A 19340-nucleotide genomic window follows, 5' to 3' on the forward strand; every position below is an offset into this window, starting at 1 on the left:
TTGATTGCATTTGGAATAATGACAGTTAGCATGGAAAGTGAACAGTCCTATATAAACGAAATCGCGAACCTTGCAGAATCCTGTGGGATGGAATGCTACCGCTTCATCCCTTCAAAAATAGATCCGCTGACACTTCAAGTAAAAGGGGAAAAATTTAATTTAACTACAAAATCCTGGGTCGACAGTGAATTTCACATTCCAACGATTATTTATGACCGTTGTTTTTACGGTGATGATGAGCATTCCAAACAATGCATTCCGATTGTATCTTGGCTAAAGACCAGAACTGACATAACCTTTTTAGGATATGGGCTGCCAAATAAACTAGAACTCTATGAAGAATTAAGAAAAACAGTTTTATCAGCTTACTTACCTGTAACTCAATCTGTTTCCGATACTAACATCGTATTAAATGAATTAACAACAAAGAAAAGGATTATTTTAAAGCCCATTAACGGATCGCAAGGGAATGGCATTTACTATTTGAAAAAAAATGAAAAATCCTTTCATGTTAAAACTGAAAAACAAAAGAAGATTATTTCACGGATTTTCCCAAATGAAACGAAGCTAACCCAGTGGTTACAATCGCTCATTTGTAATCGTCAATACTTACTGCAACCATATCTTGAATTATCAAATAATCAACTGCAGCCCTTCGACATTCGCGTCCTACTGCAAAAAAATATGGATGGGAAATGGAGCGAATTAGGAAGAGGGATTCGTAGAGGAAATACTGGCGGTATTTTATCAAATTTAAGTGCTGGTGGGACCGTCCTCCCCTTTGCCGATTGGTCACCTTCTCTCCCACCTGCTACTAGGGAATATATTAATCAAGAATTAGCATACATTCTCACCAATCTTCCTCCACTTCTTGAAAATGCATTTTTACCATTATTTGAACTCGGAGTAGATATTGGCATCGCGAAAAATGGTTCAATCTGGATTTTGGATGTAAATTCGAAACCAGGGCGAAAAGTGCTCTTGCAAACTCAACCAGACCTTAAAGATTCTCTGAACCTAGCCCCATTGCTTTACGGGAAACACTTAACCCTGATAGATTCAAAAGAAAGGAAGAGCTATTATGAGAAAACATTATCTCATTGAAGTTGCTCAAAATGATCAATTAGTTGTTTTCTGTCCTCCATCATTTCTTAAAGATAAAGAGATCACAAGGATTGCCTTTGGTTCGAGATCCATAGAAGTTGATTTTATTCCTCATCCTGATAAGGATGACCGGGTTTCGATAAGCAGAAAAATTCAAAAAGCACTCCATTTTCCTAATCTCAACACTCCACTTCATGTCTTTTTCAATAACCATAGTCTTATTATCGGTCCACTTGTAGGTATTTTCACAGCGGGATTTACCTCACTGCCTTTGGAACCTATTGGTGAAAGAACATTGTTCTTTTCAAAACTTCTATCCGTTAATAAAATGGTGGGTGCTTTACCTTTTGTATTTGGAGAACAGCATATTGATTGGGACCAAGGAATCATAGAAGGGTACATTTTTCAAAATAATGCATGGGAGACGCTTGAAGTGCCTTTTCCTAATGTTATTTATGATCGGCTGCCCAATCGGAGAAGTGAAAATAACCCAAAATTAATTAAGGTGCGTGACCGCTTGCAAAAGGAATACCTTATTCCATGGTATAATCCTGGATTTTTTAATAAGCTTGATATTCATGAAAGGCTTATTCAAGATGACATAGTTGCAAGCTTCCTACCAGAAACACTGCCATTTACATCCTTCTCCTCAATCGAGACTATGCTTTCTACCCATGGCCATGTTTTTATTAAACCTAAAAATGGCAGTCTTGGTTTAGGTGTTCACCAAATAATATATGACAAGCACACCGATGATTATTTTTGCCGCTACCAAGATGAAAGTGGTGTAAATCGTTTGCGAAGATTTTCAAGTTTAGAACGATTGATGGGTATCGTATTCGCCAATCAATCACTTGAAAAAATGTTGGTACAGCAGGGCATTAATTTACTCAGAAGCGAATCAAGACCAATTGATTTTCGCGTCCACACGAATAAAGATGATCTGGGAAATTGGCATGTATCAGCGATTGCAGCGAAAATTGCTGGCCCTGGCAGCGTAACCACTCATAAAAGAAGCGGTGGTGCTGTTAAAACGCTCGAAGAAATATTCTCAGGGGATGAACGTACTTTGTATAAAGAAAGACTCTCTCATGCCGCCCTTCTTTTAAGCAGTTCTTTGGATAGGAATGTAGAAGGCATTATTGGTGAGATTGGTTTTGATTTAGGTATCGACCGAAATGGAGATGTTTGGCTCTTTGAAGCAAATTCCAAACCTGGAAGGACCATCTTTTCTCATCCCGAATTGAAAGATTTTGATTTGCTAACACGTAAATTGTCCATTGCGTTTGCTGTCTTTCTTACCGAGCAATCATTATTACACCCAGAGGAGTTATTCACATGAAAGCCAATCAAGCAGGGCCACTGATTGGTATTATGTCAGCGAGAAAATCAAATGGTTCTATTGCGGGTAATGGCCCGCTTTTTATAGCATTACAAAAGAAGCTTATTTCACTTGATGGAATAAGCTTTGTCTTTACTCCGGAAGATGTAGATACAGATCATATTACTGGCTATACCTATTCACCTGATAAAAATCACTGGGTTAAGGAAATATTCCCTTATCCAAACCTGGTTTATAATCGGGTTCCTTTCAGAAAGTCAGAACAAAATGAGCAATACCAACGTTTTTTTTCGGTTTTAAAGGAGAAAAATATCCCTTTTTTCAATCCATGTTTTATCGATAAATTTGAGTTATATGAATTACTTAAAACCCATCCGTTTTTGCAAACCTTTTTGCCGCAAACAATCCTCATCCAGCAAAAAAAGGACTTGATCACTTTTCTGCAGAAGCAAATAAGCATATATTTAAAACCTGCGCAATCATCGAAAGGAAAAGGGATTTTCCGCTTAAAGTTGATGGGTTCTTCCAAGGTTCAATTAGAAGGAATCAATCTTCAGGAAATTTATAAATCCTTTAATCATTTTTGGGCTATCTGGGGCAAGGAGCTACTTGAGAAAAACTACCTAGCCCAAGAGGAAATAACATCAGCTGAATACGAAGGTAATCGTTTCGACTTTCGTATCCTTGCCCACGCAGATGAAGGTAAGTACATTTTAACTGGGATTGGGATTAGGCAATCACAAGAACAAGGAATTACTACTCATATACCCTCCGGTGGGAGGCTCTTGCCCTATGAAATTTTGCATTCTGAAAAGCATGATCAATTTATCGAAACAATTATCCCTTATATTGGAAGGGCATTATCTGACCGATTTGGCTATTTCGGTGAATTTTCCATCGACGCTGGGGTAAGTAAAACGGGGCAGTACTATATTTACGAGGTAAATTCCAAACCCATGAGCTTTGACGAACACGAAATAGAAGAAAAGAAAATTGAGCAACTTTGCCGCTTATTCTTCCAACTCTCAAATTTTCAGATCTAATGAAAAAATTGACAGAAAATTCTATTTAAAAAATCTCCCAAACAAGTTAAGCTAATAGTAAGTAAATTAAAAGGGGGATTTCACGATGTTAATGCACTTTCAATTCAAGCCATTATTTGAAAATAAAAATATTCCGGGATGGAATTTTTCCTTTTATCATAAAAAGCAAAGAGTCACCGGAATTTATCATCAAACAGGGAATATAGAATGGACAACAAATGTGCCTGAACGAGATGAGATCGAGGCATTATCAAGCCAAATCCATGAGCTGATGCTTTACCATGTTTATGAATAATGTAATGCCGGGATCTTTAAAGTGTATGAAAACTCACCTTTTCCACAAACTAGAAATAGTTTACGGAAAGGGATGATGGTTTTGGATAAAGGAAAAGACAAGGTAACGGATTTAGGTTCGGCTTATGAAGGCAGAGATAAGGTGTTCATGGATGTGGACCGTATGATTAACGAAGGCATGTCTGGTGGTTCCGTTCATTCCCGCCATGATACAACTAATATCGAAGAAGCCCATGAGTTTCTTGAAGAACAACCACCCTATGAATGCGACTAATCTATATTACCACCATATATGATAGGCTAGCCGGCATTAACAATGGCTAGCCTTTATTATTTTCTTGCTTTTATCAACTACTGTATAATAAATGAATCAAGTAAATATTAAAAAACGGGGAAATCAACCATGTTAAAAAAATTATTGTCTATTTATGAGAATTCCATTTTGTTTCCAGATAAGCCAGTGAATCCCTCTGAACAATTTTATTTCTTCTATAATGAGATTGAAAACGAATGGATCGCTATTCCTAAAGCTGTGGTAACTGAAAAGGAATTAACCCTTCTTAAAACAATTTACCAATTAGTTGAATATAAAAATCCTGCGAGTAATTCCGCTGCGAAGGGATGGGATACCTATTTATTATTGGATGGTCCTCTCCCGACGTATAAACCTGAGACGTATCTTCGTTTCATTCAGTTTCAATTTAACAGCGATGATACGAATCAAAGCGAAATTGAGTCTGCCTTAAAAGGTTTTTTTTCTGAAGAAGTCATAGTCATCTGGGAAAACAGCAATCGAGGTATTGTCATTGAAGCAGGCAGCGCAATTGCTCTGACAGAAGAAGATTTGATTTCAATGACTGAAACATTAGAAAGCGATTTTTATGTAAAAATTTCTATTTTTTTCGGAAAGTTCCATCCTTTTTCCAATCAACTCCGCGCAAAATATCTTCAGGAGAAAGAATACTTCTCTTTTGGGATTGCGAATCTTGTGAACCACTTGAATATCTTTACATTTGAGCGTGTTTTCCCAGCCTATTTAGCTTATCACTTGCCGGCTGATTTAAAACAAATGGTCAATCAAGTAATCTTTGGGGTATTTAATGAAGACACAGAGATGTATTCAACAATAAAAGTCTTTCTTGAGAATAATTTAAATGCCAGCTTAACGGCAAAAAAATTGTATATTCATAGAAATACACTTCAATACCGGATCGATAAATTCATCGATAAATCTGGAATCCAATTAAAGGATTTTTACGGTGCCTTTACAGTGTTTTTAGCGTGTTTACTATTTGAGCAGAGTCTAGAAAAGTAACAATCTGCCCAAAAAAGCGCTTTCAATCTTTGTGCACTCTGTCCATACTGATTTTCGCCCTCTAATTGTACAATATTGTTAACAAGATAAAGGGAGGAATTACTAATGGCAGAGTTAAAATTAGATCACATTTATAAAATTTATGATAATAAAGTAACCGCTGTTCAAGACTTCAATTTACATATTGAGGATAAAGAATTTATCGTATTTGTTGGACCATCTGGGTGCGGAAAATCTACTACTCTTCGAATGATTGCTGGTCTTGAAGATATTTCAAAAGGTGATTTTTACATTGATGGTAAAAGAGTGAATGACGTAGCACCGAAAGATCGTGATATCGCCATGGTTTTCCAAAACTACGCGCTTTATCCACACATGACTGTATATGATAACATGGCATTTGGTTTAAAACTGCGCAAGTTCCCTAAAGATGAAATTGAACGTCGTGTACAAGATGCTGCAAAAATTCTTGGTTTAGAGGCTTACTTAACCCGTAAACCTAAAGCTCTGTCTGGTGGACAACGTCAGCGTGTAGCATTAGGACGTGCCATTGTTCGTGATGCAAAGGTATTCTTAATGGATGAACCTTTATCAAATCTAGACGCAAAGCTTCGTGTTCAAATGCGTGCTGAAATTGCAAAACTTCACCGCCGCTTAGATACAACTACTATCTATGTTACGCACGACCAAACTGAAGCAATGACAATGGCTACTCGACTAGTTGTTATGAAGGATGGTGTCATTCAACAAGTTGGTTCACCTAAAGAAGTGTATGAAAAGCCTGAGAATGTCTTTGTCGGTGGCTTTATCGGCTCTCCAGCAATGAACTTCTTTAACGGAAAACTAGAAGATGGAAAATTTGTGATTGGAAAAACATCTTTAGCTGTTCCAGAAGGAAAAATGAAATATCTTCGTGAACAAGGCTATATTGGAAAATCAATCATTCTTGGAACTCGCCCTGAAGATATTCATGATGAGCCAGTTTTCATTGATGCGTCTGCAGGTACAAAAATTAATGCTAACGTTGATGTTGCAGAGTTAACTGGTGCAGAATTAATGATCTATTCAAGCATTGGCGGCCAAGATTTCGTAGCCCGAGTTGATTCCCGTGGAGATATTCATCCTGGGGATAAATTAGAACTAGCTTTTGATATGAACAAAGCACACTTCTTTGATGTTGAAACAGAATCAAGAATCCGCCCATAAATAAGAACCGATAAGCCCCGTTTACGAAACGGGGCTTATTCTTTTATTAAGAATACTTCTTCTTTATTACAGGAAGGACATCGATACACATGGGGACACTTTTGACCTGAATTTGTATCAGGATACCCATCCTCCATCTTCATTAGATCTATTTCCATGTATGGACTATAATCATCATAAAAATCCATCAGACGTCCACTCTCCATCATAGGTTCACCGCAACTTGTACATAATAAGTAAGCTTCCCGAAAACCATTACATATTGGGCATACAGACATACAAATCACCCTTTTGTTTAGTTGATATTCTTAGTTTGTGTTAACTTGCAAACCATATGTGATGGAATCAATTACCAATTAAATTCTCGAATAAGTCTTTCCGTTTTAATCATAATAAGTATTACAAAGCAAGCAACACCTACTTACAACGATGGATGAAACCAAAAAGGGTAATAGCCGGTGCAAGTCCGACTCATCCAACCAAACAAAAGACAATGAATGAATCTCCAATTTGTAGAAGCTTATCAAAGGTAATATTGATAACATGGGTTAGGCCAAGGCGGCAATGGTTTAATCTCCATTATGGTTCAATTCCATACTGACCCCAAACTTATTAAGAGGAGTGTTATTCAACTATGGCAAGTAACAACAACTCTAATCAACTTCTAGTACCAGGCGTCGAGCAAGCTCTTAGTCAAATGAAGTATGAAATTGCTTCAGAATTTGGTGTAAATCTTGGTGCTGACACTACTTCACGTGCCAACGGATCTGTTGGAGGAGAAATTACAAAGCGTCTTGTAGCAATGGCAGAGTCTCAACTTGGCGGATTCCAACGCTAATTTTTAGAAAAACCCAGTAAATACAAATAAATATTATGGCTAAGCCCCCTCCTTTTGGAGGGGGCTTTCATTTTGTTTAAATCATATTTTCAGGCATGACCCATTTTGAAAACTGTTCTTCTGTAACATAACCTATTTTTATGGCAGCTTCCCTTAATGAGCAATTATCTTTATAAGCAAGTTTGGCAATTTCTGCTGCCTTTTCATAGCCAATATGAGGATTTAACGCTGTAACCAACATCAAAGATCGGTTTACATGCTCTTTGATCATTTCTTCATTTGCTTGGAGACCTAAGGCACAATTTTTATTAAAAGAAATAATTCCATCCGAAAGGAGCCTGATTGATTGGATAAAATTATTAATTATAACTGGTTTAAACACATTTAACTCAAAATTCCCTTGGCTTGCCGCAAAACCGATGGCGGCGTCATTCCCAAAAACCTGGCACGCAATCATCGTCAACGCTTCACTCTGAGTAGGATTAACCTTCCCCGGCATAATTGAGCTCCCTGGCTCATTTGCGGGAATGCTAAGTTCACCGATTCCACTGCGCGGCCCACTAGCAAGCCAGCGGACATCATTAGCCATTTTCATTAAATCAGCTGCCAAAGCTTTTAGCGCCCCATGAACATGAACAATTTCATCGTGACTTGTTAATGCGTGAAATTTATTCCCAGAGGAACGGAATGGATAACCTGTAAGCATGGAAATCTGCTCGGCAGCCTTGTCTCCAAACTGTGAGGGAGCATTGATTCCTGTACCAACCGCTGTCCCTCCTATCGCCAAATCAAGCAGATACTGGGTTGCCTCTGTTATCATCCTTTCACATTTTTCAAGCATTACCCTCCATCCGCTGATCTCTTGTCCCAGCGTTAGTGGTGTTGCATCCTGCAAATGAGTTCTCCCTATTTTGATTATTTTTGAAAAATCCTTCTCTTTTACAAGTAGCGTGTTTTTTAATTCTGAAATAGCAGGAAGGAGATCCTCAACTATTTTTGTATAGGCAGCAATATGCATTGCTGTTGGAAAGGTGTCATTGGAGCTTTGCGACATATTGACATCATCATTCGGATGGATTTTTTCAAGATTGGCTTCTTGCTCTTTTAAATATTCATTCGCCCGATTGGCAATGACTTCATTGACGTTCATATTGGATTGAGTACCACTGCCTGTTTGCCAAACTACCAATGGAAAATGTTCATCTATCTCTCTGTTATGAATGGAATCACATACTTTTATGATTGCTTTCATTTTCCTTTCGCTGAGTTTTCCTAATTGAAAATTGACAATTGCGGCAGCTTTTTTAATAAAAACCAGACCATAAATTAATTCCAATGGCATCTTTTCGGTGCCAATTTTAAAATTTTCCTTACTTCGTTGTGTTTGCGCACCCCAATATTTATCTACTGGCACACGAACCTCACCAAGCGTATCTTTTTCGATTCGATAATTCTCCACGTGTCATCCACACCTCACAAATTCGTATACTTCAATATATATACCCATTCCTATCCATTTTATTAATCAAATTACTATTATTAATACCATGTTGATTTTGGCACTATGTTGATTGGAGCGGAAATCGACAGACAAGTTACAAAGAGTATAAAAAAACTGCAGACACTTGTCTGCAGTTAATAATTTAATGTTTAATGATTGTATATCCGATATAATAAGAAAGGATTAAAAAACTACCGATCAATAGTACTACTGAATACTCTGACATATACATCCCACCCCGAAATTATTTAAATACTTAAACATTTTTAAAATATCACAAGCGGCGGGTTTGACAAGTGATGATTATTACACATTATTGACTAAGAGGTGAACATTTTGTGAACATTTGCCTTTTTGGTGCAACGGGCAGGGTAGGCACGATCATTTTAGAAAATGCTATGTCCCAGCAACATTCTGTAACTGCACTAGTGAGAGATATGAAAAAGCTAAACAATATTGGTGCAGGTCTTAAGGTTAAGACAGGTAATGTCCTAAATGAAACAGACATTACGAATAGCCTAACCGGTTCAGACGTGGTTATTAGTGCATTAAATACAAATGGCACCACCACACTGTCTGAATCGATGCCATTAATCATTAAACATATGAAAGAGCAGGAAATAAAACGAATTATTACAATTGGTACAGCAGGAATTCTACAGGCTCGTTCTGCCCCACATTTATATCGTTTTCAATCATCTGAGTCGAAAAGGAAAAGCACTCGTGATGCGGAGGAACACTTAAAAGCCTATTTAATGCTAAAAGATTCTGGACTTGATTGGACGGTTGTATGTCCCACCTACTTACCTGTAGGTGAAAGAAAAGGAGATTACAGGTATGAAAAAGACTTTCTACCTGATCATCCTTCTTCCATCTCGATTTATGATACGGCTGATTTCGTATTTAAGCAGCTTTTTAACAATCAATTTATTGGCTCGCGAGTGGGACTTACTTATTAAGAAAAGTGCAAGCGCCCGTTTAGCGGCGTAGTCTGAGCACTTTGACTGAGATAAAGGAAACACGGAGAGCGCTAGCGATCCGATGTTGACTTATCGTAGGGAAAAGGGCGAAGTACACTAGGCGCTGGAGCTAGAAAGTTGTCTAGATTCAAAAACTTATACTTATCTTGTGAAAAAATGGCCCCTTAACAAATTTCGTTAAGAGGCCATTTTTCTATCCTGCTAGATCTGTGCTGCCCTGCTGAAGTTGATACATCTGATAATATTTCCCCTTATTCTCCATCAATTGATCATGTGTGCCCTTTTCAACAATCACCCCTCGATCCAGTACAATAATTTGATCGGCATTTCGAATCGTTGATAACCGGTGGGCAATGATAAAGGTTGTTCTCCCTTTTTTCAGGACATCCATAGCCTCTTGAATCACTGCTTCTGTCTCTGTATCAATACTAGAAGTGGCTTCGTCAAGAATTAGAATCGCAGGATTAAAGCTAAGCGCGCGGGCAAAAGAAATTAACTGCCGCTGCCCGCTCGAAAGGGTGCTTCCTTTCTCAAGAACAGGTTCATCATACCCATTTTCTAAATTTTTGAATACCTTTTCTGCTCCAACATCCTTTAATGCTTTCTCGATTTTTTCTTTCGTTATCGAAGAATCATTGAGACTTACATTAGAAGCAATCGTTCCTGTAAATAAATAGGGATCCTGTAAAACGATGCCCATATGATTTCGGATCGTTTGACGTGGGATGGATTCAATATCCCTTCCATCAATCGTAATTTTCCCCTTTTGACAATCATAAAAACGGAAAAGTAAATTCATGATCGAACTTTTTCCTGAACCTGTATGACCAACGAGGGCAACTGTTTCACCTTGCTTCGCTTCAAAATCAATATTCTTTAGCACGAATTCTCCTTCTTTATAGCCAAACGAAACATGATCAAATCTTACATTCCCTTTATAACGAGCAATCCGCTCACCACTAACATTTTCCCCTGGCTCATCCATCAACTTGAATACTCGTTCACCAGCCACAAGTGCCTGCTCTAAATTAGCCAATTGATTGACAATCCCCTGAACAGGCTGGAAAAGGCGGTTGATGTAATCAACAAAGGCATATAGCATCCCAAGTGATAGGATAGTAGAAGTATTCAGTGCCTGGCCCCCGAAATACCAAATAAATGCCACAAAAATGAGATTTCTTAATATCCCAACCAGATTATGAGAGGTTAATGCATTTAAACTTAATAGCTTATTCTGGTACGTAAAATGTTCATGGTTAATTTTTTCAAAATCTGCTTTTGATTCTTTTTCACGATTGAATGCTTGGATAATACTCATCCCTTGGATAGACTCATTGATCATTGCATTTATATCGCTATTCCTGGACCGGATGACTCGGTTATATTTAGAAGCATACTTCCGGTAAATTAACATCCATACATATAAAATCGGCAATAACAATAAACAAATCGCTGCAAGCTTTACGTTCAAAATAAACAAGGCAACATATATTCCGGTAATATATATGGCACTAGTAAAAAAGGTAGCAAGAACTGTTACGTATAACTCACGGATTGCTTCTGTATCATTCGTGATTCTTGCTACCACTTTACCTGCAGGCAAATTATCAAAATAATGAATCGGCAGCCGTTGTATCTGACCATAGACATCTTCGCGCATTTTTTGAATAATGCGGTTGGCTGATTTTTGTAATAAAAAACGTTCACCGTATTGAAAAACGGCTGATATAACCAAGAGTCCAAAATAGATGGCCAATAGTTGAAAGATAGCTGGAATCTCTGGCTCGTAAAAGGACAATGTTTCAGACCCCTTTAGGGTTTTCGCCTGATACTCTGCCTTTCGCACACCATTTTTAATCTCCAAAATTCCTTCTTTTAAGCTTCTCTTCCCATCAAATTCAAGTTTTTGGTCAATGAAAACGAACTTGGAACCGACTTGCAAAATTTGAATTTGTTTTCCCTTTTGTTCTGATTTAGATAAATATTTTTCTCTTGTGTAAAATTTACCGTCATAATTCACTGCCCGATTGCCCCTTGCCGTTTCATACCAAACAGATTCAATCCCTAATATATGCTGATCAATAATATTTTTAGCAATAAACGGTCCTGCAAGGTCGGTTCCGACAGAAATGGTCAGCATAAGCAATGCCGCTATAATAATTTTTTTATAAGTAAAAGCATACCTGGTTAATCGCTTCCCAGTTGTCATGCTGATACCCCCTCCTCAACCTTACCTGCAATCTGTTGGCGAATAAATTGTTCCTTATACCACCCATCTTGTTCGATGAGCTGTTCATGTGTCCCCTCTTCAATAATTTTGCCTTCATCAAGGACGATAATATGGTCTGCGTGCTGGATAGCAGACATTCGGTGAGTGGTAATAATGGTTGTTTTATCTGTTCTTACTAGGCGGATATTATCAATAATTTGTTTTTCTGTTTTCGCATCAACGGCTGATAAGGAATCATCGAGAATTAGGATTTCTGGATTTTTGATAAGCGCGCGGGCAATCGAGATCCGTTGTTTTTGTCCTCCTGATAAGGCCACACCCTTTTCTCCTACGAGCGTAGCTAATCCTTCTGGAAGCATTTCAAGATCCTTACGGAACGCCGCTAAATCTATGGCTGTTTCTAACTCTTCGTCGCTAGAATCTGTCCTGCCGAAAAGAATATTGTCTTTCACACTTCGAGAAAACAAGACATGATCTTGGGGCACATAACCAATCCAGTTGCGGACTTGATTCAAGGTTTGTTCCTCTAATGATACCCCTGAAATGGATACCTCACCGGTGCCAAGTGGATATTGCCTTAATAACTGCTTAATAAAGGTGGTCTTTCCTGAGCCCGTTTTACCTACAATTCCTAATGTTTGCCCCTGAAGAAGTTTAACATCCACATTTTTTAGATTGTCATTTTTAGAAGATGGATACCTGAAGGTTACCTTTTGATAATCAATACGATCCGCTGTAGCGATTGCAACAGGTTCGAGTGGATTGCCGACTTCTACCTTATAATTAAGTGTCTCATTCACACGGCCTAGTGAGGCATTCCCTCGTTGCATCACATTGATTAACTCACCAATAGCAAACATTGGCCATATCAGCATCCCTAAATACACATTAAAGGAAACCAGATTGCCTAATGTAATCGTTTGATGGAAAACCAAATAAGCACCATACCCGAGACCTATTAAATAGCTTATTCCTACAAGCACCTTTATCGTGGGATCAAATAAGGCATCAATTTTTGCAACCCTAATATTCTTATGGTAACCATCCTCCGTGAGTTGATGAAACCGATTACTATCTGCCACTTCTTGAACATAAGCACGGATGACCCTAACTCCTGCGACAGATTCAAGCACCCGGTCATTCAATTCACCAAAGGCATCCTGAGCTTCCATAAAGCGAGTATGAATTCTTTTTCCATAAATTTTCATTAAAATGGCCATAACTGGCAGCGGGATAATGGCCGCTAATGTTAACTTCCAGCTAATGAAAAGTCCCATTGTCAACAGCAAAGTTAACATCCAGACGCTAGAATCCACTAGAGTTAGAATCCCAAAACCTGCTGTAATGGAGATGGCTTTTAAATCATTTGTAGCACGTGCCATTAAGTCCCCTGTTCGATTTTTTTCATAAAATCCCGGGGTCATTGTTAATAAGTGCTTGACAAATCGAGACCTGAGTTTCCTTTCAACGAGGAAGGCCCCCCCAAATAAACGATACATCCATACATAGGTGACCGCATAGGATGACACCATGATTAATAAAAGGATACCGAGGTACCTGAGAATTTTCTCTTTACTTATAATACCGACATGAATATCATCAATCGCCATTCCAATTAATTTTGGCGGCATCACATCCAATATACCGACTAATATTAATAGCGTTATTGCGATCACATATCGTTGCCAATTTTCTCTAAAAAACCAACTTAATTTTTTTAATACCGCAAACATAACTGAATGCCCCCTTATGTTTTACTATCCGCCTTCTAGCGCCTCCGTTGTCTTTCCAATCCTGACTAATTCTAAATTCCCCATCAAATTTACCTCCCCTTTAAGCACTTTTATCTATAAAAAAAGACATACCGCAGTAGTGCAGTATGCCTCCTTTTAAAAAAAGGGACTAAAAAACACACATTACGTATCAAATAAAACGTAACCTGTGTTTTTGTCATTTATTAATTTTCGCGTCTAAAATTAACAGGAAAATTCTTCAGGACAGGTTACATTCAAATATTCAATTGGTAAAAAAGCTTGATTGAATTTAATCATTTTTGTAACCCTCCCTTTCCTATTTTTTCTTCCTTTGTTAGATTATCACCAGTTTATTTAAAAGTCAATTCCCATTTTTCAGAATTGTTTTATCTATTGTCTATTACGATAAAAATATTAGTGACCCTTACTATTCCCTTTATTCTTCCACCTCTTCCTCCACTTTTCCTTTTGCTTATTCCACTTCTCTTCCCATTTCTGAACCTCATTATTAAAGTTCTCTTGGATATTACCCCGTTTCTTCGCCTCTTCTTCCTGCCTTTTCTTCTCTATCAATGAAGCAATATGTGGGACATTAAAGCTTTCCGATGGCGCATTCTTTAGTGCCTCCGTCATCACTTCACGAAAAAAAACCGCAGAACCATTATTGCTAGTAGGAGTTATATAATGCTCGGCATCTGTTTTATCATAGCCAACCCAGATGGCACCAACCAGCTGTGGTGTATAACCCACAAACCATTGATCCTTTACACCATTGATTCCCTTGATAGGAACTTGAGTTGAACCTGTTTTCCCTGCCGTTTCTCTGCCGGGTATTTGTGCAGCACTTCCTGTTCCTTGTTCAACTACACCAAGGAGCATTGTTGTCATATTATCGGTAACAGCTTTTGTAGTGATTCGCTCCTTTTTTGTTTTCCACTCGGCGATTACATTCCCGTCTACATCAACAATTTTCTTGATTGCATGGGTCTTCACTCTTACACCATGATTCGGAAAAACAGCAAAGGCTTCAGCCATGTTCAAAGGAGAAACACCTTTATGCAAGCCTCCTAGGGCAAGTGATAAATTACGGTCATTTTTGTCCAATGAAATTCCAAAACGTTTTACAGAATCTAATCCTTCTTGGATTCCCAATTCGTTTAATAACCATACTGCTGAAACATTTTTTGATTCTTTTACGGCTTCGTACATCGGTACTTCTCCAGCATATTGATGATCGTAATTACTCGGTTGATAATCGCCAAAATTCATCGGTTCGTCCTTTAACATATCGGTGATTTTCCAGCCATTTTCCAGCGCAGGTGTATAAACAGCTAATGGCTTAAAGGAGGATCCTGGCTGTGCTTCTAATTTTGAAGCACGATTATAGCCCCTAAAGGTGTGTTTCCCTCGACCACCAACAATGGCCCTGATCCCGCCTGTCTTTGGATCAACTAATACTCCGCCACTCTGTATAAGGCGATCCTTTCCTTCTGGAAATAATGTATCATTTTGATACGTCTTTTCCATTGCTGTTTGCATCGCCGGTTCCAGCTCTGTATAAATTTGATAGCCGCCTGTTAGTAATTTATCCTGTGATAAGCCATATTGGTTGATTGCTTCATCTAATACCTGATCAACATAGTATGGGAATTTACCTCGGAACGGGTCCCCTCCCCTATCGTTCAAAACCACTTTTTCATGCTTCGCCTTCCCATATTGCTGACTCGAAATATACCCTTGTTTTCGCATTTGAGTTAATACTACATTTCGCCTTTCAGTCGCTTTCTCCATATGTTCGTACGGATTTAAGGCAGATGGCGCTTTAATTAACCCTGCGAGTAAGGCAGATTCACTGATTGATAGGTCTTTCACTTCTTTGGCAAAATATTTGCTGGCGGCAGTTTTTATTCCCCATGCACCATTTCCAAAGTAGATTTGATTTAAATACATTTGGAGGATTTCGGGTTTCGAATACTCCCGTTCAATTTGCAGTGCTAAAAAAACTTCCTCCATCTTCCTGTTTAAAGTTTTTTGTGATGTAAGTAGAGTATTCTTTGTCAATTGTTGAGTAATGGTACTGCCGCCTTCGACCATTCCCCCTGCTTTTAAGTCACGGATGAGTGCCCTAGAGGTTCCAATTAGATCGACACCCTTATGTTGATAAAACCGATGATCCTCAATGGCAATGATGGCATTTTTCATTGAATCAGGGACCTGCTTGATTGAGACGCCTTCATTTTTATTGGACGACACTTTACTTGCTACATCCTCGTTTACATCATAAAACACAGTTGCTTGGGGCAGCTCGTTTTTAAGTCCAGAAATATCTGCATCCTTGGAAAAATAATAAAGAAGACCGAAAAAACTTAAGACGAGAACCAATACTGATAGCACTAATATTTGTAGTAAGTGCCACTTTTTCCAATTTGTAAAAATGGCACTAACTTTATCTTTAAATACCAAATGAAAAACATCCTTTAACTGTAATCTATAACAGGTATACTTTTTGATTATGGGGTTGATTTTATGATGGTTTTCTATGAAAGATAACTCCACCGATTAGTATTCCACAAAAAAGAAAAAAGATGGGCAGAATTCCCATCTTTTCAATGTCTTTTATTCATTTTTTGTCAATTCTTTAAAGCGTTGTCTTGAAAGCTTTTCATCAATACTGCTAAAGATGCGGTAATTTCTTTCATCTAAGATGCGAAAATGTTTACTTAGAATATTTTGTTGAAGAATATAACCGTTTTTCTTTGATAATACTCTCCACCAGATCCTGCCGCCAAACGTTTTTGATTTACGAATATCTATTCCTTCGCGGGCAACCGTTTCTAACACTTCGAGCGGTTCATTTCCAAATAAGAATTGGACTGTTTCCGTTTCACGAAAAAGAGCGCAAATCGAAACAGCGGTAGACCAGTTGGCAAGAACTCTGCCTTTCTCAATTTGAACAAGTGTTTTCTTTGAGACACCAATGATTTCTGCCATTTTATCCTGAGTATAACCTGCTTCGGTTCGTATGAGACGAAGTTTTTCAGAAACCTGCATCATAATTTCATCCCTGGTCACGTTCAGCCCTTCCTTCAATTGCAACTAGTGTAATTTTACACTAGATTGTCATATCATTCAAATATTATCATTAAAAGACTGCTACCTCATGGATAGCAGTCTTTTAATAATTATTGTATTTTAGGAGGGATGCCGCACTTGCTAGAACATGAATCTTTCAATTCACATGCGCCGCATTTTCCCTTTTTCGATTTATGAATAAACCTAACTAAGGCCCAGCTCGCGTATCCAAAAATAGCTGCCCCTATCAAAATATTGGCAATCATTTGCTCCACCTCTTTTAAGAATTACACAAGTCCAAACAGTTTGCCACCTTGATAGATAATCAAAGAGAGGACATACGCAATAGCAAATGCATAGATCATTGAAAAAGCTGTCCATTTCTTTGAATTCGTTTCTTTATAGATTGTTGCAACCGTCGCTAAGCATGGAATATATAACAATATAAAAACCATAAAACTATAAGCTGCAAGCGGTGTATAATAATCTGCCAATAAACCTTGCAGACTTGCATCGTTCGGAACAAAATAGATGATATTCATGGTAGAAATAATTGCTTCCTTTGCCAAGAATCCAGTAATTAACGAAGCGGATGCCTGCCATGTTCCAAAACCAATCGGATCAAAAATTGGCGCAATAACATTTCCAATTGCCGCTAAATAACTATCATCCATGTCAACCTTTAAACCATTGGGACCCGCATATGATAGCAGCCAGATAAAGACAGAACCAGCAAAAATAAATGTTCCAGCCTTCCTTACAAATCCTTTCCCTTTATCCCATGTACTTCTCCAAAGTGATTGAAATTGGGGCAGTCGGTAGGGTGGCAGTTCAATAACAAATAATGAAGTTTCTGATTTAAGTACAGTAGAAGAAAAGACTTTTGCCAAGGTTAACGCAACAATGATGCCAAGTACATACAGGCTAAGGACAACCAATGCTTTATTTCCTGCAAAAAACGCTCCAACGAATAGTGCATATACCGGTAATCGTGCCGAGCAAGACATTAACGGGGTTAGTAAAATGGTTAACAGCCTCTCCCTTGGTGTTTCAATTGTTCTTGCTGCCATTATTCCTGGTACATTGCAACCAAAACCAATCATCATTGGGATAAATGCCTTTCCATTTAAGCCAACTGATTCCATAATCCGGTCCATTACTAATGCGACTCGAGCCATGTACCCTGAATCTTCTAATAAAGATATAAAAAAGAAGAGGATAAAAATTTGCGGTACAAAGACGAGAACCCCGCCTACCCCTGCAACTAAGCCTTCAATAATTAACTCATGAATAAAATTGGAGGCATGGATAGCAGTTAATACCTTCTCAAATCCTGCCGTAATCGGTCCGGTTAAAAATCCATCCAAAAGATCAGATAATGGTGCTCCGAGCCAATCAAAAGTCAACATAAACATAAAATACATGAGCAATAAGAAAATTGGCATTCCTAAAAACCGATTCGTAACGATACTGTCAATTTTTTCAGAAAGAGGAATATCTGAATTACTTTTCCTAGCAACTTCCGCGAAAATCTTCTCGATTACTTCTTTTCTTTTTTGATAAATATAGTTGGCTAAAGATTTTACATCATATTGTTTCTGTAATATTGATTCAAGATTTGCCGTAATAGTAGTTAGCTTAGTTACATCTACACTGCTATTTAAATAGTCTCTGACGTATTCATTTCCTTCAAAATATTGGATCGCTAGAAAGCGTGCAGAAAGTCCAGTTTTTCCATTTAACATACCGGTCAATGTCACAATCGCTTCTTCGACCTCTTTTCCGTAGTAAACGAGGTTCTTTTTGACAGGCTGGATTGATTTTGTTGAGATGACATCTACTAGTTTGTCACAGCCTTTACCGCTTCTTGCCACCACCGGAACGACTGGCACCCCGAGAAACTTTGAAAGCTTTCCTGCATCTATTTGAATCCCGCGCTTATTCGCTACATCAATCATATTAAGTCCAATAAGGGCAGGCTTTTCAAACTCTAGCAATTGCAAGGTCAAATGTAAATTACGTTCTAATTGTGAAGCATCTAATATATTTAGCAGGCGATCAACGGATTCATTCAAAAAGAAGGATGTAACCACTCCTTCATCCTTTGACAGCGGATTAAGTGTATACACACCTGGTAAATCAATTAAATGGCCAATATTATTTTTAAAAATACCAACTTTCTTTTCAACGGTTACGCCGCTCCAGTTACCAACATACTCATAGGATCCTGTTAGATTATTAAACAATGAAGTTTTCCCAGTATTGGGATTTCCAATAAGAGCGATTTCCATTATATTTTCTCCACTTCAATCTGAACTGCTTCCCTACGGCGGATACCGACACATTGTCCACATGATTCAATCATAACTGGCCCGCCAAATGGCATCACACACTTCACACTCACTTCTGAGCCTTCTGTGATCCCTAAGTCAAGTAAACGTCTTTGCACTAGGAGACCAACTTGAGAAAGATTAACGATTTTCCCTTTACCCCCTGCTTTTAACAATCCGAACATTTATATCACCCTATCTATGTTAATTGAGAATGATTATCTTTCTATATCGCCATTTTAACACTTATTCGTAGGTAATAAGCATAATAAATTTGTCAAAAGTTCGAAATCTTTTGTGGCTTTTACAAGGAAAATATAAACTGAGTGAT

17 protein-coding genes are annotated in these 19340 nt (G+C 38.0%); 9 read left to right on the forward strand and 8 right to left on the reverse strand.

Features of this window, described 5'->3' with window-relative positions:
* The 8 genes from AB7942_RS03000 to AB7942_RS03035 all read left to right on the forward strand — a co-directional run bounded on the left by AB7942_RS03000 (position 1) and on the right by AB7942_RS03035 (position 7142).
* Positions 1–1104, forward strand: coding sequence for a YheC/YheD family endospore coat-associated protein (locus AB7942_RS03000; RefSeq protein ID WP_369445719.1), 1104 nt, complete (start codon positions 1–3; stop codon positions 1102–1104).
* On the forward strand, positions 1082–2446 hold the full coding sequence (locus tag AB7942_RS03005; protein ID WP_369445720.1) for a YheC/YheD family endospore coat-associated protein: 1365 nt from the start codon (positions 1082–1084) through the stop codon (positions 2444–2446). Before AB7942_RS03000 ends, AB7942_RS03005 begins: the two co-directional genes overlap by 23 nt.
* Complete coding sequence (locus AB7942_RS03010) at positions 2443–3489, forward strand: YheC/YheD family endospore coat-associated protein (RefSeq protein WP_369445721.1); 1047 nt, start codon at positions 2443–2445, stop codon at positions 3487–3489. Before AB7942_RS03005 ends, AB7942_RS03010 begins: the two co-directional genes overlap by 4 nt.
* Positions 3490–3574: 85 nt before the next feature.
* A complete protein-coding gene (locus AB7942_RS03015; RefSeq protein ID WP_088085981.1) occupies positions 3575–3784 on the forward strand; it encodes a YheE family protein in 210 nt (69 codons plus the stop codon).
* 75 nt (positions 3785–3859) lie between these two features.
* Positions 3860–4057 carry a hypothetical protein gene (locus tag AB7942_RS03020; RefSeq protein WP_335437833.1) on the forward strand — a complete coding sequence of 66 codons (198 nt, stop codon included), beginning with the start codon at positions 3860–3862 and terminating at the stop codon, positions 4055–4057.
* A gap of 129 nt (positions 4058–4186) precedes the next feature.
* Entirely contained in the window at positions 4187–5098 is a 912-nt protein-coding gene (locus AB7942_RS03025; protein ID WP_369445722.1) for a PucR family transcriptional regulator, read from the forward strand.
* A gap of 105 nt (positions 5099–5203) precedes the next feature.
* Complete coding sequence (locus AB7942_RS03030; protein WP_369445723.1) at positions 5204–6304, forward strand: ABC transporter ATP-binding protein; 1101 nt, start codon at positions 5204–5206, stop codon at positions 6302–6304.
* Positions 6305–6938: 634 nt separating this feature from the next.
* Complete coding sequence (locus AB7942_RS03035; RefSeq protein WP_026566044.1) at positions 6939–7142, forward strand: alpha/beta-type small acid-soluble spore protein; 204 nt, start codon at positions 6939–6941, stop codon at positions 7140–7142.
* 76 nt (positions 7143–7218) lie between these two features.
* On the opposite strand, the gene fumC is transcribed toward AB7942_RS03035, so the two are convergent.
* Positions 7219–8601 carry a class II fumarate hydratase gene (gene fumC / locus AB7942_RS03040; protein ID WP_369445724.1) on the reverse strand — a complete coding sequence of 461 codons (1383 nt, stop codon included), beginning with the start codon at positions 8599–8601 and terminating at the stop codon, positions 7219–7221.
* 380 nt (positions 8602–8981) lie between these two features.
* Between fumC and AB7942_RS03045 the strand changes: the two genes are divergently transcribed.
* Entirely contained in the window at positions 8982–9602 is a 621-nt protein-coding gene (locus tag AB7942_RS03045; protein ID WP_369445725.1) for an NAD(P)-dependent oxidoreductase, read from the forward strand.
* A gap of 214 nt (positions 9603–9816) precedes the next feature.
* On the opposite strand, the gene AB7942_RS03050 is transcribed toward AB7942_RS03045, so the two are convergent.
* The 7 genes from AB7942_RS03050 to AB7942_RS03080 form a co-directional block, all read right to left on the reverse strand.
* A complete protein-coding gene (locus AB7942_RS03050) occupies positions 9817–11832 on the reverse strand; it encodes an ABC transporter ATP-binding protein (RefSeq protein WP_369445726.1) in 2016 nt (671 codons plus the stop codon).
* Positions 11829–13586 (reverse strand): ABC transporter ATP-binding protein, encoded by a 1758-nt coding sequence (locus AB7942_RS03055; RefSeq protein ID WP_369445727.1) that lies wholly within the window; start codon positions 13584–13586, stop codon positions 11829–11831. Before AB7942_RS03055 ends, AB7942_RS03050 begins: the two co-directional genes overlap by 4 nt.
* Before the next feature lie 435 nt (positions 13587–14021).
* Positions 14022–16070: a transglycosylase domain-containing protein gene (locus AB7942_RS03060; protein ID WP_369445728.1), complete on the reverse strand. Its 2049-nt coding sequence runs from the start codon at positions 16068–16070 to the stop codon at positions 14022–14024.
* Between the two features lie 153 nt (positions 16071–16223).
* Complete coding sequence (locus tag AB7942_RS03065; protein WP_088085971.1) at positions 16224–16679, reverse strand: helix-turn-helix transcriptional regulator; 456 nt, start codon at positions 16677–16679, stop codon at positions 16224–16226.
* Between the two features lie 110 nt (positions 16680–16789).
* Positions 16790–16945: a FeoB-associated Cys-rich membrane protein gene (locus AB7942_RS03070; protein WP_369445729.1), complete on the reverse strand. Its 156-nt coding sequence runs from the start codon at positions 16943–16945 to the stop codon at positions 16790–16792.
* 21 nt (positions 16946–16966) lie between these two features.
* Positions 16967–18970 (reverse strand): ferrous iron transport protein B, encoded by a 2004-nt coding sequence (feoB, locus tag AB7942_RS03075; protein ID WP_369445730.1) that lies wholly within the window; start codon positions 18968–18970, stop codon positions 16967–16969.
* The gene (locus AB7942_RS03080; RefSeq protein WP_369445731.1) at positions 18970–19194 is read right to left on the reverse strand and encodes a FeoA family protein; all 225 of its coding nucleotides are present in this window, start codon (positions 19192–19194) and stop codon (positions 18970–18972) included. The genes feoB and AB7942_RS03080 overlap by 1 nt, the downstream gene beginning before the upstream one ends.
* Positions 19195–19340 lie beyond the last annotated feature (146 nt).

It is taken from the genome of Neobacillus sp. BF23-41 (genome assembly GCF_041106275.1).

Coding starts and splice junctions, on each gene's coding strand:
- AB7942_RS03005 (WP_369445720.1), top strand. CDS start 1,082: ATGAGAAAACATTATCTCATTGAAGTTGCTCAAAATGATCAATTAGTT.
- AB7942_RS03010 (WP_369445721.1), top strand. CDS start 2,443: ATGAAAGCCAATCAAGCAGGGCCACTGATTGGTATTATGTCAGCGAGA.
- AB7942_RS03015 (WP_088085981.1), top strand. CDS start 3,575: ATGTTAATGCACTTTCAATTCAAGCCATTATTTGAAAATAAAAATATT.
- AB7942_RS03020 (WP_335437833.1), top strand. CDS start 3,860: ATGGTTTTGGATAAAGGAAAAGACAAGGTAACGGATTTAGGTTCGGCT.
- AB7942_RS03025 (WP_369445722.1), top strand. CDS start 4,187: ATGTTAAAAAAATTATTGTCTATTTATGAGAATTCCATTTTGTTTCCA.
- AB7942_RS03030 (WP_369445723.1), top strand. CDS start 5,204: ATGGCAGAGTTAAAATTAGATCACATTTATAAAATTTATGATAATAAA.
- AB7942_RS03035 (WP_026566044.1), top strand. CDS start 6,939: ATGGCAAGTAACAACAACTCTAATCAACTTCTAGTACCAGGCGTCGAG.
- AB7942_RS03050 (WP_369445726.1), bottom strand. CDS start 11,832: ATGACAACTGGGAAGCGATTAACCAGGTATGCTTTTACTTATAAAAAA.
- AB7942_RS03055 (WP_369445727.1), bottom strand. CDS start 13,586: ATGTTTGCGGTATTAAAAAAATTAAGTTGGTTTTTTAGAGAAAATTGG.
- AB7942_RS03070 (WP_369445729.1), bottom strand. CDS start 16,945: ATGATTGCCAATATTTTGATAGGGGCAGCTATTTTTGGATACGCGAGC.
- feoB (WP_369445730.1), bottom strand. CDS start 18,970: ATGGAAATCGCTCTTATTGGAAATCCCAATACTGGGAAAACTTCATTG.
- AB7942_RS03080 (WP_369445731.1), bottom strand. CDS start 19,194: ATGTTCGGATTGTTAAAAGCAGGGGGTAAAGGGAAAATCGTTAATCTT.